This is a genomic window from Flavobacterium sp. CR10 (assembly GCF_055814415.1).
In genome coordinates, this window is sequence record NZ_CP185985.1 from 705,863 (window position 1) to 723,006 (window position 17,144).

The following is a 17,144-nucleotide window of genomic DNA, read 5'->3' on the forward strand; positions in this document are numbered from 1 at the left end:
ACTATTTATTTCTTCCTTTTTCATTTGGATAAAATGTTTGTACAGCATCACTTTGCCAAAAAACTTTCGTTTCAACATCCAGACAAGTTAATTTACCATAAAAACCTGCTCCAGTATCAATATTCCAAACATTACATCCTTGCATCGGAATTTCGACATTATAATGAAGTGTTGGTGTGTGACCAATATAAATTTCATTAAAAAGCAGTAATCGTTTTGGGTATGAAAGTGAATCTTTCTGGATTCTTTTGTCCATTGTCAAAGCCATTTCCCACAACGTTCTATCCCACGAATAATTGGTTTTGTAATGTTCTTTTTCTGGACCATGCATAGATGAAAATCCAGCGTGGATGAACAAATTATTGTTTTCGTCTACAAAGTAATCTTTCATTGAGTTGAAAAAATTACGGTGCTTTTCTTTATTAGAAGAATCAATTTCCTTATAACTTTCTATAGTCGATTTCCCTCCATGCAAAAACCAAATATCATTTATGATATCATTTTCTAGCCATTCCTGACACCAAGTATCATGATTTCCTTTTATAAAAATACATTCTTGTTTTTGGGATAAATCCATAAGGAAATCAATCAGCTGTTTAGATTCGCTCCAACCGTCGACATAATCTCCTAGAAAAATAAAACGATCATTTTCTGTATAATCAATTCTTTCCAATAACTGAATTAATGCTTTTAATCCGCCGTGAATATCTCCAAAAACTAAGGTTCTTTTCATTAATTGTTATTGTCTTTCAGTTTATACATAACATCACTCCTTAAAACATACTTTATTCCCGAAATCAAAGCTGCTCCTTCATGACGCTGACTGTGTTCAAAAATAAGCGCTGTTCCTGTTCTAGGCGTAATAACTTCTCCTGAAGCAAATTTGGTTTCTCCACCTTCATATCCCTCATTCAAATAAATCATGAAAGTATAATAGCTAGATTCTGAGTCATTTCGTTTAAAACTGCCGTCACGATGCATTTTAAATCGCTGACTAGGATTGTATTTATAAAATCGAAACATTTCATTTAAGCCCGAAGCTATACTGTTTTCTATTTCAGGTTTGATAAAAGGTTCTAATTTTTGCCACAGTAAAGAAGCATACGCATGATCCTCGTACATAATACGCTCGTTATTTCGAACCATTTTCATCATTTTTTGTGCGCCGTCAACATTAACTTCCGCTTCTTCAAAGCCCATTTGTTCACTTTGTTCTATCAGTTGATTACATTCCTCAACTGTGAGAAAATTATCAATCGTATAAATTTCCAATCCTTCATTAATAATATTTAGCATAACAAATACATTTATGATTACTAAAAAGTTCTTTTCACGATTAACTAAATTTATTATTCAAAGTGACGTCCAATTTTATTAGAAAATCTTTTCCGAATGTATCATTCTCTAATTCTTCGTAAAGAAATGATGGCAACGTCTTCTCACAATTTTGCTTCTGACTTAAAATTGCCATAGACAATGCTGCAACTGTATCAGTATCTCCGCCATAACCTATTCCTATTTTTAGGCAATCCTTCATAGAAACAGCTTCGGAAACCATTTTAATTACAGCTTGTGTTGTTGGATATCCGTGCATATCGATTGGAGAAGTAATTCTATAGTTTTCACTTTCTTTTAAAGTCGCGTTCAGAAAATCTATTAGAGTAGATCCATCTCCCAGATTATACTTGAAATAATGAACAGCCAACGCTATACGTTTAGCACAACTTATTCCTTCAACTGTATTATGGGAAGTTTTCGCCTGAATCTCGCAAAACTCAAGTATTTGTTTGATATCTTTTAAATGTCCAATTGAATATGCTCTCATTGCAGAGCCATTTCCGCTGCTACCATTATCAATTATTTTGATAAAATCTGAACCATTTTTACTGGCATCCAAAGCATTGTAAACTCGATCTGAATAACCACGTCTTTTATCTCTGTGAAATACCTCAACAAACTTATCTGCAACTTTAATCTCGTTCCAATTATCATCTTCAAGCAGCAATTCCGAAATCGCAATTGCCATTTGAGTATCATCAGTATATTTTTTGTAAATCTCTGTGTACATTCCGTGTTTATCATACTGAGTCAAATTATTGTTTTTAGAAATAAAATCTAAATCTCTAAATTCAAAACCCGCACCGTATGCATCGCCTATTGCTGCTTCTAAAATCATAATTGTTGTTTTTGATTATTTAAGATTTAAATTCGATATACTTTGGCGGAACTTCATCTGTCAACCAAACATTGTTTTCAGACAAATAAAATTTGAATCCGTCTCTGTACATAGCACCGCTTCTAACGGTTAAAATCTGCGGAACTCCTCTTCTGCTTCCTACTTTGGTTGCCGTTTCTTTGTCTTTAGAAAGATGCACATGCTGACGGCTCATTTTCTTTAAGCCTTCTTTCTGAATACTTTCCATGAATTTTCCAACAGTTCCGTGATACAGATATTCTAGAGGTTCTGTTTCTGCTAAATTTAATTCAACCGAAATCGAATGTCCCTGACTTGCACGGATTCTAGTTTTATCTTCGTTATAAGCAAAACGCTTTTTATCGTTATTTTCTACTACGTAATCTAAAAGTTCGGCGTCGAGATGATTCCCTTTTTTAGTACATTTTTCTATTAATTCATTGACATCTGCCCAGCCGTTTTCATCTAATTTTAATCCGATTTTTTCTGGAGAATGTCTAAGCACCAGGCTTAAAAACTTGCTGACGCTCTTTGCTATATTTTCATTCATAATTAATATTTTTTTTCTACCGATGAAATGTTCCTACGGAACATCTTCGATCTGCAAAAGACTTTTGTAAATCTTATAATTTTCATCATCGAAACAGATAAATATTACTTTCTCTATTTCAGACGATTTTTCAAAATCTTTTATGGTTTTTACAGCAATTTCTGCTGCTTTATCTTTTGGAAAATGATAAATTCCAGTACTGATATTTGGAAAAGCAATGGATTTAATTCCGTTTCGAACAGCAAGATTCAAGCTATTTTTATAACAATCCGCTAGTAATTTAGATTTCTCTTCTTTATCACCATTCCAAACTGGTCCGACTGTATGAATAATATATTTTGAAGGTAGATTTCCTGCTGTCGTTATAACCGCTTCGCCAGTTTTACATCCGCCTTGCTTATTACGAATCTGAATACATTCCTCTAAAATTGCTTTTCCTCCTTTTCTATGAATCGCCCCATCAACTCCACCTCCACCCAATAAAGAAGTATTGGCCGCATTGACAATCGCATCAACCTCAATTTCTGTTATATCTGCTTTTAGAAGTTCTATTTTCATCTTTCAAAGTTTATCTCAATTCATCCCTAACCTCCATCAAAGCAAAACCTAAAAGATTCAAGCCTTTCCACTTTTTAGGATTTAGCGCCTCTGTATGATCGCTTGCCATTCCGATTCCCCAAATCGGATCTACGGGGCTTGCCTCAACAATGACTCTATCATTTGTGTTTAACAGAAAAGTTTTCAAATCTGGATTTTGACTAAACTTGTGAAGGTTCCCTTCTTTTACGATTTCAAATCGGTTTTCTAACCAGATTGTATCATTATAATTTCTCACTTTACGGCCTAATTTTTTGGCTTCAGCAGGTGAATTACATTTTATGATTTTTTCTAAAATTTCCTGATCCTTAAACAATTCAGCCTTTTTTGCCATCATCCAATGTTCGGCTGTTTTGTAAGTCACACCTTCCACTTCAAAAGAACTTAACCACCATTGGCTAAAGCAAGTTTTAGTAACCGTTCCGTCTTTGCTTGGCTGATGTCCCCAGAAAAATAAAAACTTACTTTCTGGAGCTATGTCATCTATATTGTATTTCATTTTTTCTGTTTTTTGTTTCAGGTTTTTCGCTCAACTTGAAACAGTTAGCATTTTTTCGTTTCAAATTTACGTTACACAGAGAACTTGAAACCTGAAACTTGAAACATTTAAACTAATTGATCCAATCCAATTACCTTAACGCTTTCACCTTCAAAATCTTTAAAAGAGTTTGTGGTGAAAATTCCGTCGAAACAGTTTAAAACTTCAAAACCTTTATTGAAAATTCCGTGGCTTACGGCTAAGAATAATTTACCAGCATTTTTCTTTTTCAATTCTTCTGCTAATCCTACGAAAGTTCCTCCTCCATCGCAGATATCATCTACAATTAAACAATCCATTCCTTGTAAATCATCTTCATAAACTTTAAAACCAGATAGTTTTCCAGTTTTTACATCACGGCTTTTGCTGCATTCTACAACCTCAACACCACCTAAAAACTCAGACACTTTATAGATTTTCTTTAAAGCGCCACCGTCTGGAGAAATTAGTTTTACATCATTTCCTATGTTTTCTAAAACTGCTTTTATAAAAGTATAATTCGGAATTACAGTGCTATTATTCAACAAAGCAGGAGTTACTTCTGAATGCGCATCAAAAACAAAAACTTTGTTCAATTGCATCGAATTAATAATATCAGCATATACTTTTACAGATAATGGTTCGCCAGGAATCATAACACGATCTTGTCTTGCAGCTGGAAAATACGGAATAAAAAGATCTATAATCTTAACATCCATTCTACGTAACGCATCAATGGTAACGCACAATAAACCTAAATCATTGAATGAATTTAATCTATGTGTAACAGTTACTTTTCTATTAGCATCAAAATCTGGTGTAATTTTAATGTGTGGCTCACCTCCAGAAAATGTAAAACTTTGAAATTCGATTTCTTCCTGATTTTGAAATGGAGCGAATTTTGGGTCGAGATTTAGTATCATAGCTTTTTAGTTTGCGTTAATTATACGCAAATGTAGAATTTAATTTTGAATAAACAATTTATTTTGTGTAAAAATTACGCAAACTTTATTTCGAAGTGAAATCCATTTTGGACTAACTCATTATATTTCAACTTATTGAACTTAAAAAGTTTTGCTGGACGACCTGTTTTAATAGGTGAAAATTTTTCAGTTTCTTCTAAAATACCGTAGCTCAGTATTTTTTTTCTAAAATTTCGACGGTCGATTTCTTTTTCTAAAATGGTGCAGTAAAGGTTTTCAAGATCTGAAAACAAGAATTCTTCTGGAAGTAAATCGAAACCAATTGGTTCATATGTCAATTTGGCTTTAAGCCTTTCTATTCCTTTTTTTAAGATTAAATTATGGTCAAAGGCTAAAGGCGGAATTTCATCTATTTTAAACCATTGCACTCTTTCGGCATCTGTATCTGCTTTAATTTCTAAATTCGAAGCATCTACTAAAGCGTAATACGCTACTGAAATAACTCGGTTTCTAGAATCTCTGTAAATATCATCTCCAAAAGTGTACAATTGTTCCAGAAAAGTGAGTTGTACATTGGTTTCTTCGTGCAATTCGCGAATGACAGCATCGCTCAAAGATTCATCACTCTGAACCAAACCACCTGGCAAAGCCCAGTATTTTTCTGAAGTGCCAAACTGCTGTTCGATCAACAATGCATATAAACCGTTGTTTTTATATCCGAAAACAATTGCATCTACGGCAATTCTAATATTTTGCAATTTTTCCATAATCCTAAATCATATCAAACAAATATAACGAATGAGAGCCAATTTTATAATCTAATGCAAAAGCTTAAATTATAAAATTGGCTCTCAAATATGATCTCTTAATTTCTTTTCTAATTTACTGTAACAGTTCTTTTAGGCACAGATGTACATTCTTGACCATCTTTTTTAACTGTAACTTCAGCTTTAGCTTCATACGTTCCAGCCGCAGCATAAGTATGTGTTACCACCGCACCAGTTCCTGTCGTCCCGTCTCCAAATGTCCATTTTACAGAAACCAAAGTTCCGGTTCCGTCATATGTCACTGAGTAATTCATCAATTTAGGATTAGTGGCATCAGTAGAATTATGCATTTTCACGTAAAGTGATTCTGCAAGACAATCAATAATTACTTCATCATCGTGTTTACTGCAAGAATTGATTCCAAAAAACACCATCGAAAACATCAAAATAGCCGCAATCTTTTTCATAATCGGAAATTTTTAGTGGTTTATATATATCAAAAATATCCTTTTTAAAAGACATTATCAAAGTGAAATACAAGAATTTTCATCTATTTCACATTTAGATATTTCTATAGTCTATTACCAAAAAATAACTTTAGTTCTTTCTCGATAATATCAAAAAATGACTTTACGTTATTATTTTTTGGAGCTAATAAATACACAAACTCTTCTGGCACGTGAAAACTATTCCAAACTAGTTGCAATTTATTTTCTTTAATATAATTTCTAGCATTACAATTCCAAGTTGCCGCAATTCCTTCATTTTTAGCTAAAAGCCTCAACATTTCAGATTCTGAAGGAATAATGTAATTGGGAACCATCGACGGTCTTTTTTTATTGAAGGCATGTAGCCAGAATAATTTTATATGCGGAATTCTAGCATCATGACTGTACCATTTTTGCGCATTCAGCCATTGTTCAATTTCGGTGTAATTATCTGCTTTTAACCTTTGGCGAAACTCTGTTATATCCAAACTTGTTGGAGCAACCAATATCAATTTAATTTTTCCAACAATTTCGTAAGTCGTATCAAAAGTGTCAAATCTTTTGGTTGTAATCGCAAAATCAAGTTTTTTAGCATCGACTAAAGCAAAAAGTTCGTCGTTTTCTGCAAAAGTAAAATCAATTAAATCAAACTTTGAAATTAAGAGATTGCCAACACAGTCAAAAAGATGTTTTGAGATTCCAACAGAAATCAATCGATTTGCATCTTCGGCTTTAGCCCTGAAACTAGTTTCGACACTTTCTAACCTGTCAAGAGCGTCTATAATCAAATTATTCAGTAACTTAGCATATTCGGTTGGTTCTACGCCTTTTGATTTTCGGTTAAATAATTTATTTCCGACGTGCGCCTCAAGCATTGAAATCTGCTGACTAACCGCAGGCTGACTCATAAATAATTCCTTCGCAGCCACTGAAAAATTACCGTTTTTGTAAACTGCCTTAAAAGTTCTGTACCATTCTAGATTTACCATGACATAAATTTATTTATAACAAACATAGTTTATTTTATTTTTACTGATATCACATTCGCCGTAAATTTGTTCAAAATTTAATATTATGAAGAAAATAGCACTATTCGCAATAACTGCATTTACAGCTGTAAGCATTTCAGCTGAAGCTCAAAAATCAAACAAGAAGAGTATGAAAAAAGTATTATTTGTTGTAACCAGCAATGATAAACTGGGCAATACAGGAGAAAAAACAGGATTCTGGTCAGAAGAATTTGCTGCACCATATTATGAATTATTAGATCAAGGAGTAGAAATCACAATTGCATCTCCACTTGGAGGTCAGCCTCCAATTGATCCAAAAAGTGCCGATCCAGCTTCAGCAACTGAAGACACAAAACGCTTTGATGCCGATAAAGTTTTACAGGAAAAATTAAAACACACTTTAAAACTTTCGACAGTTAACCAAAAAGATTACGACGCTGTATTTTATCCAGGAGGTCACGGTCCGCTTTGGGATTTGGTTGAAGACAGAAATTCAATCGCTTTGATAGAATCTTTCTATACTCATAACAAACCCGTAGCTTTTGTTTGTCATGCTCCAGCAGTTTTGAAAAATGTAAAAGTAGATGGACAATATTTAGTAAAAGGTAAAAAAATTACCGGTTTTACCAATGAAGAAGAGGAAGCCGTTGGTTTGACAAAAGTAGTTCCGTTTTTATTGGAAGATGCTTTGGCATCAAACGGAGGAATTTTTTCTAAAGGACCAAACTGGCAACCGTACGCTGTTGAAGACGGACTTTTAATAACGGGACAAAATCCAGCGTCGTCTAAATTGGTGGCAGGGAAATTGCTGATAGAATTAAACCGCAAAAAATAATTATAATCTATTTTGAAAGAAAAGGAAATTACATATTATAATAAATTAAATAAAACATTAGAAAATTGCGAATTAGAATTTTCAACAAATGAAGAATCTGCAATATTCAAAATGATAGATTTGTACGAAGAACTTCATGACACAAATTATCATAATCTCTCTGATAGTATAGAGCTTTGGATTACCGAAAATCCTAAAGAAAATATACTGGAGTATATTAAATTGAAACAATATTCAAATTGCAAAACAATAATCGAAATTGTGCAAAACAGTAATCTTTGATTCTTTCAAAATAATTAATCACTAAAAATTAGATAACAACGATGCTAAGGTTGGTGAATAAGTAAAAAAACTTAGTCCCTCAGAACCTTAGCATCTTACAACCTTAAAAATCATGCTCAACTTTGAATTATATAATCCGACGAACTTAGTTTTCGGAAAAGGACAAATTGAAAAACTTTCGACTTTAGTTCCAAAAAATGCCAAAATATTATTGGCTTATGGCGGCGGAAGTATTTTTAAAAACGGAATTTACGATCAAGTAATCAACAATTTAAAAGGTTTTGAAATTGTAGAATTTGGCGGAATCGAACCAAATCCGAGATTTGAAACTCTGATGAAAGCTGTTGATGTTATAAAAGCAGAAAAAATCGATTTTATTTTGGCTGTTGGAGGCGGATCTGTAATTGATGGCGTGAAATTTATTTCGGGCGCTGTTCATTTTGAAGGAAATCCAATTGACATTCTTCAAAAAAGAATTTTAATTAAAGAAAACGCAATGCCGTTTGGAACTGTTTTAACCCTTCCAGCAACAGGAAGCGAAATGAATTCTGGATATGTGGTAACAATTGAAGCAACTCAAGAAAAATTATCTTCTGGCGGAAGCGCTTTGTTTCCGAAATTCTCTATTTGTGATCCAACTGTGATTTCTTCTTTACCAAAAAGACAAATCGAAAATGGTGTTGTAGATGCTTACACACACGTAATGGAGCAATATTTAACGTATCCTACTGATGCTTTTCTTCAAGATAGAATTGCCGAAGGAATTTTACAGACGTTAATCGAAGTTGGTCCTGGCGTTGTACAAAACCCAACCGATTATACTTTGGCTTCCAATTTTATGTGGAGCTGTACAATGGCTTTAAACGGATTGATTCAAAAAGGTGTTCCAAGCGATTGGGCAACGCATATGATTGGTCACGAATTGACAGCACTTTACGAAATTGATCATGCTAGAACTTTGGCGATAATTGGACCAAGTTTGTACCATGTAATGTTTGAAACTAAAAAAGCAAAATTAGCACAATACGGAAGAAGAATCTTCAACTTAACAGGTTCTGACGAAGAAGTAGCTAAAGAAGCTATTAACAAAACGGTTGAATTTTTCCATACAATGGGAATGGACACTAAACTTTCTCAATACACAGAAGACTATTCTAACACAGCAGATTTTATTGTAAAACGTTTCGACGAAAGAGGCTGGAAAGGTTTAGGAGAAAACCAATTGGTAACTTTAGACAAAGTAAAATCAATTGTTGAGCTTTCTTATTAATGAAATTCCAATTTGAAAATTCCAAATTCCAAATCTTTTGAGGTTACCCAATTGGAATTTGGAATTTTAGAATTGAGATTTAAATAAAAAAGGCGTTCTTAACAAGTTTAGGAACGCCTTTTTAAAATACTAAAACAAAACTAACTAACTCAATTTTTTTTAAATTCATTAAAATTCTAATTTATAAACTTTTATAACGATACCGTTTTGATTTTATTGTATTGCATTGCAAAAAAAAATTTTAAGCTAAAACCTCTTGAAAGTCATTATAATTAAAGGGCTTTTTTAAATTTCTTAAAGCAGATTTTGCTTTATTAGCACATTATTAAGTACTTTTGTTTCAAATTAATAAAATAATGAGCGAAAAGTTAAAATTTGCAGTAATTGGAGGAGGAAGTTGGGCAACGGCAATTGCCAAAATGTTATGTGTGAATCTTTCGGAAATTGCGTGGTATATGCGTAATGAGTCTGCAATTGAACATCTTCAGAAATACAAACACAATCCCAACTATTTAAGTTCTGTTGAATTTGACACCAACAAACTTAAACTGACAAGCAATATAAACGAAGCGATTGAATATGCAGATTACATCATTTTTGCCATTCCATCAGCTTTCTTAGATGCCGAATTAAAAAATATGACGGTTTCTCTAGCCGATAAAATCATTTTTTCTGCTATTAAAGGAATTGTTCCCGAAACGAGTTTAATCGTCGGCGAACATTTCCACATTCAATACGACATTCCTTATTACAATATTGGAGTTATTACAGGGCCTTGTCACGCAGAGGAAGTTGCCTTAGAAAGACTTTCTTACTTAACAATTGCGTGCGGTGATCCAGAAAAAGCTTGTATTGTAGCAAAATCACTTTCTGGAAATTATATCAAAGCCAAAATTTCAGACGATATTATCGGAACTGAATATGCTGCAATGCTTAAAAACATTTACTCTATTGCTGCCGGAATTGCCCACGGTTTAGGTTATGGCGATAACTTCCAGTCGGTTTTAATGAGTAACGCTATTCGCGAAATGAAGAAATTCATTAGAAAAGTGCATAAAATGAAACGCAACATTAACGATTCGGCTTATTTGGGCGATTTGTTGGTTACAGGATATTCAGTTTTCTCGAGAAATAGAATGTTCGGAAATATGATTGGAAAAGGCTACACCGTAAAAAGTGCCATGATGGAAATGAGCATGGTTGCAGAAGGTTATTACGCTACAAAAAGTGCTTATAAACTAAATCAAGGTTACGGAGCAAAAACACCAATTATAGACGCTGTTTATGCGGTTTTATATGAAGGAAAGGATGCCAAAACGGTTTTCAAGAAATTGACTGAGTCTTTGGATTAGATTTTTAGAGTGAAAAGAAGTAAGAAGTAAGAAGCAAGAAGAAAGACTTATCTTAAAAATAAAAAAAGAGCCAAACTGAATTTCAGTCTTGGCTCTTTCTTCTTTATTCTATTTTCTAAAAGTCTTGATTGCTTCTTTCCTCTTTTAAAACTCTACTTCACCATAATCCCTTCAACAAACAAAATCGGCACTTCTTCCGTATTGTTTTCGTCAAGCGAATTAGCCTTAAAAATAAACTTCTTATCGTACAAAGTATTTCCGATGAAGAAAGTTACCATAAACTCATTATTTAGCGCTAAAAGGCTTTTTTCTACCAATTCTATCTTTACCACAGAAACCGAAGGAACCTCAACAAATGCATGACGCAGAATTGATGTTTTTTTCATTTCTCCATCAATCGTTCCAAATGCTTTTGAAACGACCATAACGCTGTCTAAGTTAAAATCACTATCATTTACTAAGTAAGCGTACCACACTTTTTCCATAAAATCGTCACTCCATTCCTGCACTGCGGCAAGAAACACGTTTTCTACTTCTGGAATTATTATATCTTTTTTCATATTAGTCAAAAGTTTAAAAGTCGAAAGTCATAAAGTCGAAAGCTAAAAGCCTTTATTGTGACTTTCAACTTTCGACTTTACGACTTTATGACTTAAATTATATATTTGCTTTAAACTGCTCTAAGAAACGAACATCATTTTCGTAGAACATACGAATATCTCCAATTTGGTATAAAAGCATTGCAATACGCTCTACTCCCATTCCGAAAGCAAATCCGTTGTATTCATCTGGATTGATATCGCAGTTTTTAAGAACATTTGGATCTACCATTCCGCAGCCTCCAATTTCTAACCAGCCTGTTCCTTTTGTGATTCTGTAATCAGTTTCTGTTTTTAGTCCCCAATAAATATCAATTTCAGCACTTGGCTCTGTAAATGGGAAATATGACGGACGAAGACGAATCTTAGATTTTCCGAACATTTCTTTTGTGAAATAAAGTAATGTCTGCTTCAAATCAGCGAAAGAAACATCTTTGTCAATGTACAATCCTTCCACTTGATGGAAAATACAGTGCGAACGAGATGAAATCGCTTCGTTACGGAAAACACGTCCCGGAGAAATCGTACGGATTGGCGGTTTATGATTTTCCATATAACGCACCTGAACAGATGATGTATGCGTACGCAATAACACATCAGGATTAGTTTGAATGAAAAACGTATCTTGCATATCACGCGCTGGGTGATATTCTGGCAAGTTCAATGCTGTAAAGTTATGCCAATCGTCTTCAATTTCTGGACCTTCAGAAACGTTGAATCCGATATTAGCAAAAATATCTATAATCTGATTTTTAACGATAGAAATTGGGTGGCGCGAACCAATAATTACTGGTTCTGCAGCACGCGTTAAATCTCCAAAAACTCCTTTAGACTCTTCTTTGCTTTCAAGCTCTTCCTGAATTTGCTTTACTTTTTCTTCAGCAACCGCTTTTAAAGTATTGATTACTTGTCCAAAATCTTTTTTCTGGTCGTTTGGAATATTTTTAAATTCAGTAAAAAGTTCTTTAAGCAAACCTTTACTTCCTAAATATTTAATACGGAATTGTTCTAACGATTCTTTATTTTTCTCATTAAAGGCTTTAGCTTCCTCTATGTGCTGTTTTATCTTATCTATCATTTTCCTTCGATAATTGAGAGTACAAATTTAGTGTTTTTAGTTGAAAGTGTGCGGTCTCAGTCGCAGTTTTAGGTTTTCTGCAAATTATTTTATCAGATTTAACTTTTCTTCAACTTGTTTAATCTTTAGATGCCAATAATCTAAACCTTCCTGATTGGTTACTGTTTCCTTTCTAAAATTCGAAGAAATTCGATTTAATTCATGCCAGTTTTTATTCGAATCCCTTTCTTTTTCCTGTTTTGTAGCAGGTTCAACTCTGGTGCGCCAAAAATCCATATTTTTAAAATAGGTCTTTTTTATGCCTTCAAAATATTCAATTAATTTTTCTTTTGAATTCGGAATATAACCTGGCCCGCTACATCCGCAAGAATGAAATGTAATACCAACAGAAAATAAACTTTTAATATGTTCCCACTTTTTGACATCGTCTTTTTTAGGCGATTCAAAATCCAGTCCCATATTGGCCATTAATTCTCCACATTGCGGACATTTGGCTTCAAAAACTGATGCTTCTCCTTTTTTTATATCCACCATCAATCTTCTTTTAAAAGTCTTTCGACAATTAAAACAAGCATAATGAGGTTTATAGGATGTCATTGCGTATCTGCACATTTTATTTAGTTTTCAGTATTCAGTCGCAGTCGCAGTCCAAATTGCAAACTGAGACTGTAAACTGGACTCTACTCAATAAGTTTTCTTTCCAAAAAATAATTTACAATTGCTTCTTTCATTAAAACAGATTGTTCACCCGCTTTTAACGGTGGCAATTGCTCTTTTATTTTGTAGTGTGGCCAGCCTTCGCTATCAAAAAAATCAAATTCGTAATAACCATAAGGTTCTAACAATCTGCAAATGGCAATATGCATTAGATTTAATTTTTCGTCTTTCTTAAATTGACGATGCACTTTTCCGAGTTCCTGAACTCCAATTAGGTAAATTATGGCATCCAAATCTAAGTCTTCACCTTGCGAAAACTGATTTGAAAGCATATCGACGAGCTTTTCCCATCGCTCTTTTAACTGTATATCTCTAGACATTTAATTTATGATTTTTGATTGTAGATTTTAGATTACTGATGTAAAAAATCAATTCTGAGGGGGCAGAATCGCAATCTAACTCTAAATTTTGAATTGCAAAGATACAGAGTTCAATACATTACACCTAAAAAAATAAACACATACCAAAAGAGCACTACAAAAAACCTCTGAACCTTTGCCTCTCTGCGCCTTTGAACCTTAAAAAAAACATATCTTTGCGCCTTTATTAAACACCCGTAAATCATGAGTTTTTTTGATATTATTGTAGCCACACTTTTAGGATACAGTCTGTATAAAGGCATTAAAAACGGACTTTTTGTAGAAGTTGCCTCTTTTATTTCCCTATTATTGGGAATTTATCTTGCCATTAAATTTTCTTCATTAATGACAGGAATGATTTCAAAACACGTTTCTTGGAATCCAACCAATATTCAAATTACAGCTTTTATTTTGACTTTTATTCTGGTCGTTATTGGCGTTTATTTCTTAGCGAAAATTTTAACCGGAATTGCCGATTTTGCCATGTTAGGCTGGATGAACAAACTCGGAGGCGGTTTTTTCAGGGTTTTAAAAACTATTCTGATTCTGAGTATTTTTATCGCTCTTTTTGAAAAAATCAATTTCAATAATACATTCGCTAAAAAAGAAACTTTAGATAATTTTATTTTTTATAATCCTGTCAAAAAAGTGGCTGCTTTTGTTTATCCGTCCATTGAAAAATGGTACGAGACTTTTAAAAAGGAACATTCTGAGAAACCAGAAGAAGAAAAAGAACAGACAGAGAATTAATAGCTAGATCGTTTAGAATTAAACCCGACAGGTTTTTGAAACCTGTCGGGTTTGTTATTAAAAGCTTCAGAGAAGCTAAATATTTATAGAAATTAAATCACGCAAATGTAAAAAAGCTCCAGCGGAGCAACATATAAGATTGCGAAAAACTATATGTCGCTCCGCTGGAGCTCTATATTGTAAATGTCTATTTTTCTATAAATTTTTCGCTTCTCCGAAGCTTACCTAACTATAATTAAAATATTGTTTTTAAATATCAATTTCTATACTTTCTCCTTTTTTCAAAATAATTTCTTTTTTATAATTACCGAAAACTAAAGTTGTTTTTCCTCCTGTTTTAGAAGAAATTACAGCATGAGATAGATTTTTATTATTCCAAGTCATTTCGATTTCAAAGCCTCCTCTGGCACAAATTCCTTTTACAGAACCTTCTGACCAAGCGTCTGGTAAAGCTGGAATTAATCGGATTTCGTTTTCGTCTGATTGAACCAACATTTCGGCAACGGCTGCTGCGCCTCCAAAATTCCCATCAATTTGAAATGGCGGATGGGCATCGAATAAATTCGGATACGTTCCTCCTCCTCTTCTTGGCTTTTCAGTTTTCTTTCCGTCCGGATCAACGTAACGAAGCAATTCACGATACATTTTATAAGCACGATTTCCGTCCCAAAGTCTTGCCCATAGATTGATTCTCCAGCCTTTTGACCAGCCAGTAGTTTCATCACCTTTTATTTCTAATGTTTTCTTTGAAGCTTCCGCTAAATCAGGAGTTTTTAAAGGCGTAATATGATCGCCAGGGAAAAGTCCGAATAAGTGCGATTGATGACGATGTTTAGGATCGTTATCTTCCCAATCAAAATACCATTCCTGCAGATTTCCTTTTTTTCCAATTTGATACGTGTGTATTTTCGAAAGTGCTGTTTCTAGCTTTTTTCTAAAATCAGCATCTGTATTCAAAACTTTTGAAGCCTTTATGGTTTTGTCAAAACATTCGCGAATCATGGCTAAATCTGCCGTTCCTCCGTATAATGTTGCACCCACAAAACCATCAGCTAGTTTATATTGATTTTCTGGAGAAGTTGATGGTGAAGTAATTAAACTTCCGTTTTTATCGGTTATCAACCAGCCTAAACAAAATTCGGCTGCGCCTTTCATTAACGGATAACCTTCTTTTTTCAAATAGGATAAATCTTGTGTAAAAGTATAATGTTCCCAAATATGAGTGCTCAACCACGCTTGCGCCATTGGCCAGCATGCCCACATTGGATCTTCTTTTCCAAACTGCCCAACCGGATTGGTCATTGCCCAAATATCGGAATTGTGCGCCGCAGCCCAGCCTTTATCTACTCCGTAAAAAGTTTTGGCAGTAACTTTTCCTGTTACCGAAAGGTTTTTAATGAAACTCAAAAGGGACGAATGCATTTCAGAAAGATTGGTATTTTCTGCCAGCCAGTAATTTTCTTCCAGATTGATATTCATCGTATAATTACTGCTCCAAGGCGGATTCACATACGGATTCCAAAGTCCTTGCAAATTGGCTGGAACGCCCAAAGTTCTTGATGAACTGATTAATAAATATCGTCCGAAATTGAAATATAAAATTTCTAGATTTTTATCTTCTTTTCCGTCCGCATAACGCAATAAACGTTCGTCTGTTGGCAAATCTGGAGCGGTTGTTTTTCCTAAATCTAAATTGACGCGATTGAAGAATTTTTGATAATCGACAATGTGAGATTCTTTTAATTTATCGAATGCTTTTGCGTAAGCATTATTCAAATTCTGCAAAGCAATTGAAACGTCATCTAAACCTTCTGACGCCGGATTTTTGTCGAAACCATTAAAACTTGTCGCAACAGAAACAAAAATAATCGCTTCAGTTGCATCTGTTAAAGTCAACGATTCTCTTGAACTCGTGATCTTCCCGTCGGTTTTTTTGATTTGTACTAAACCTGTAAATCTTGTACCTCTTTCTTTTAAACTTAAATATTTTTGAGGAACATTATATCCAGCATTTTCATGAATTGGCGCAGAACCTCTTAATACCAAAATATTATTTCGAACTTCAACATTTGACTGCAAAAGACTTTTTAGATTAATATCGAAATTCAAAGCTCCTTTTTGATCGGCTGTCAATTTGATAATCATCACTTTATCTGGAGCCGAAACGAAATATTCTCGCGTATATTTTATGCCCGCCATTTCGTAACTTACTTTAGAAATGGCATTCGAAAGATCCAATTCACGATGGTAGTTTACTGCTTTGCCCTTTTCTGAGTTATTGATTTCTAATGTTCCTAAAGGCGCATAAGATTCGGAGTTTTTTCCCTGAACTTTTTTATTGAGTTCCTCTGCCAATTTGTAGTTTTCGTTTTTTAACGCTTCACGAATGGCTGGAATATTTTTGTACGCTTCTGGGCTCATATTCGCATTTACGGGTTCACCCGACCAAAGCGTAATATCGTTCAGATAAATTTTATCTGAGTTGGCGCCTCCAAAAACGGTGGCTCCCATTTTTCCATTTCCTAAAACCAAGCTTTCCTCAAAGAATTCTGCGGGTTGTTTGTACCATAAAACATTTTTGGATTGCGCCGAAATGTTTGTGTAACAAGACGTGAGAAGTAAGATGAAAAATATTTTTTTTATCATATTGTGTTATCTTATATCCTAACAGGTTTCCAAAACCTGTTAGGTATTTATTGAATTCTAAAACTAATAAAAAATCTATGTGATACCTAACAGGTTTTAGAAACCTGTTAGGATAAAAACCTATAATCAATCAGATGTTCCTACGGAACATTATTATGGGACGCTTATTTTTTCATCAACGGATTTCATCCGTTGCTACCGATGAAATGT

The 17,144-nt window shown here is 33.8% G+C and carries 19 protein-coding genes; 4 read left to right on the forward strand and 15 right to left on the reverse strand.

Translation table 11 applies throughout. The annotated features are described in order from the left end of the window. Nucleotide 1 precedes the first annotated feature (1 nt). The 10 genes from ACNRYB_RS03390 to ACNRYB_RS03435 all read right to left on the reverse strand — a co-directional run bounded on the left by ACNRYB_RS03390 (nucleotide 2) and on the right by ACNRYB_RS03435 (nucleotide 7,025). A complete protein-coding gene (locus ACNRYB_RS03390) occupies nucleotides 2–733 on the reverse strand; it encodes a metallophosphoesterase family protein (RefSeq protein ID WP_473729228.1) in 732 nt (243 codons plus the stop codon). After that, nucleotides 733–1,296 carry a 2OG-Fe(II) oxygenase gene (locus ACNRYB_RS03395; RefSeq protein WP_473729229.1) on the reverse strand — a complete coding sequence of 188 codons (564 nt, stop codon included), beginning with the start codon at nucleotides 1,294–1,296 and terminating at the stop codon, nucleotides 733–735. Before ACNRYB_RS03395 ends, ACNRYB_RS03390 begins: the two co-directional genes overlap by 1 nt. A gap of 40 nt (nucleotides 1,297–1,336) precedes the next feature. Beyond that, nucleotides 1,337–2,176, reverse strand: coding sequence for an ADP-ribosylglycohydrolase family protein (locus tag ACNRYB_RS03400; RefSeq protein ID WP_473729230.1), 840 nt, complete (start codon nucleotides 2,174–2,176; stop codon nucleotides 1,337–1,339). Between the two features lie 19 nt (nucleotides 2,177–2,195). After that, nucleotides 2,196–2,744: an RNA 2'-phosphotransferase gene (locus tag ACNRYB_RS03405; protein ID WP_473729231.1), complete on the reverse strand. Its 549-nt coding sequence runs from the start codon at nucleotides 2,742–2,744 to the stop codon at nucleotides 2,196–2,198. A 33-nt stretch (nucleotides 2,745–2,777) separates the two neighbouring features. Beyond that, nucleotides 2,778–3,302: an O-acetyl-ADP-ribose deacetylase gene (locus tag ACNRYB_RS03410; RefSeq protein ID WP_473729232.1), complete on the reverse strand. Its 525-nt coding sequence runs from the start codon at nucleotides 3,300–3,302 to the stop codon at nucleotides 2,778–2,780. A gap of 10 nt (nucleotides 3,303–3,312) precedes the next feature. Beyond that, complete coding sequence (locus ACNRYB_RS03415) at nucleotides 3,313–3,840, reverse strand: NADAR family protein (RefSeq protein WP_473729233.1); 528 nt, start codon at nucleotides 3,838–3,840, stop codon at nucleotides 3,313–3,315. 107 nt (nucleotides 3,841–3,947) lie between these two features. Continuing rightward, nucleotides 3,948–4,781 carry a ribose-phosphate diphosphokinase gene (prs, locus tag ACNRYB_RS03420; protein WP_473729234.1) on the reverse strand — a complete coding sequence of 278 codons (834 nt, stop codon included), beginning with the start codon at nucleotides 4,779–4,781 and terminating at the stop codon, nucleotides 3,948–3,950. A 74-nt stretch (nucleotides 4,782–4,855) separates the two neighbouring features. Further along, the gene (locus ACNRYB_RS03425) at nucleotides 4,856–5,548 is read right to left on the reverse strand and encodes an NUDIX hydrolase (protein WP_473729235.1); all 693 of its coding nucleotides are present in this window, start codon (nucleotides 5,546–5,548) and stop codon (nucleotides 4,856–4,858) included. 110 nt (nucleotides 5,549–5,658) lie between these two features. After that, a complete protein-coding gene (locus ACNRYB_RS03430) occupies nucleotides 5,659–6,015 on the reverse strand; it encodes a PKD domain-containing protein (protein ID WP_119793342.1) in 357 nt (118 codons plus the stop codon). Between the two features lie 104 nt (nucleotides 6,016–6,119). After that, a complete protein-coding gene (locus ACNRYB_RS03435; RefSeq protein ID WP_111365571.1) occupies nucleotides 6,120–7,025 on the reverse strand; it encodes a LysR family transcriptional regulator in 906 nt (301 codons plus the stop codon). An 85-nt stretch (nucleotides 7,026–7,110) separates the two neighbouring features. Here ACNRYB_RS03435 and ACNRYB_RS03440 point away from each other — a divergent pair, with 85 nt between their 5' ends. The 3 genes from ACNRYB_RS03440 to ACNRYB_RS03450 all read left to right on the forward strand — a co-directional run bounded on the left by ACNRYB_RS03440 (nucleotide 7,111) and on the right by ACNRYB_RS03450 (nucleotide 10,785). After that, nucleotides 7,111–7,881, forward strand: a complete 771-nt coding sequence (locus ACNRYB_RS03440) for a type 1 glutamine amidotransferase domain-containing protein (protein WP_473729236.1) — start codon at nucleotides 7,111–7,113, stop codon at nucleotides 7,879–7,881. A gap of 394 nt (nucleotides 7,882–8,275) precedes the next feature. Then, nucleotides 8,276–9,433 (forward strand): iron-containing alcohol dehydrogenase, encoded by a 1,158-nt coding sequence (locus tag ACNRYB_RS03445; protein WP_473729237.1) that lies wholly within the window; start codon nucleotides 8,276–8,278, stop codon nucleotides 9,431–9,433. Nucleotides 9,434–9,789: 356 nt separating this feature from the next. Further along, on the forward strand, nucleotides 9,790–10,785 hold the full coding sequence (locus ACNRYB_RS03450) for an NAD(P)H-dependent glycerol-3-phosphate dehydrogenase (RefSeq protein WP_066033327.1): 996 nt from the start codon (nucleotides 9,790–9,792) through the stop codon (nucleotides 10,783–10,785). 152 nt (nucleotides 10,786–10,937) lie between these two features. Here ACNRYB_RS03450 and ACNRYB_RS03455 read toward each other — a convergent pair whose 3' ends face one another. The 4 genes from ACNRYB_RS03455 to ACNRYB_RS03470 form a co-directional block, all read right to left on the reverse strand. Continuing rightward, nucleotides 10,938–11,345 carry a hypothetical protein gene (locus ACNRYB_RS03455; RefSeq protein WP_111365565.1) on the reverse strand — a complete coding sequence of 136 codons (408 nt, stop codon included), beginning with the start codon at nucleotides 11,343–11,345 and terminating at the stop codon, nucleotides 10,938–10,940. A 97-nt stretch (nucleotides 11,346–11,442) separates the two neighbouring features. Continuing rightward, nucleotides 11,443–12,462 carry a phenylalanine--tRNA ligase subunit alpha gene (pheS, locus tag ACNRYB_RS03460; protein WP_091129601.1) on the reverse strand — a complete coding sequence of 340 codons (1,020 nt, stop codon included), beginning with the start codon at nucleotides 12,460–12,462 and terminating at the stop codon, nucleotides 11,443–11,445. An 84-nt stretch (nucleotides 12,463–12,546) separates the two neighbouring features. Then, a complete protein-coding gene (locus ACNRYB_RS03465) occupies nucleotides 12,547–12,996 on the reverse strand; it encodes a hypothetical protein (RefSeq protein ID WP_473729238.1) in 450 nt (149 codons plus the stop codon). A 146-nt stretch (nucleotides 12,997–13,142) separates the two neighbouring features. After that, nucleotides 13,143–13,499: a hypothetical protein gene (locus tag ACNRYB_RS03470; protein WP_091494339.1), complete on the reverse strand. Its 357-nt coding sequence runs from the start codon at nucleotides 13,497–13,499 to the stop codon at nucleotides 13,143–13,145. A gap of 243 nt (nucleotides 13,500–13,742) precedes the next feature. Between ACNRYB_RS03470 and ACNRYB_RS03475 the strand changes: the two genes are divergently transcribed. Continuing rightward, complete coding sequence (locus ACNRYB_RS03475) at nucleotides 13,743–14,288, forward strand: CvpA family protein (RefSeq protein WP_473729239.1); 546 nt, start codon at nucleotides 13,743–13,745, stop codon at nucleotides 14,286–14,288. 249 nt (nucleotides 14,289–14,537) lie between these two features. Here ACNRYB_RS03475 and ACNRYB_RS03480 read toward each other — a convergent pair whose 3' ends face one another. Then, nucleotides 14,538–16,934, reverse strand: a complete 2,397-nt coding sequence (locus ACNRYB_RS03480; RefSeq protein WP_473729240.1) for a glycoside hydrolase family 95 protein — start codon at nucleotides 16,932–16,934, stop codon at nucleotides 14,538–14,540. Between the last annotated feature and the right edge of the window lie 210 nt (nucleotides 16,935–17,144).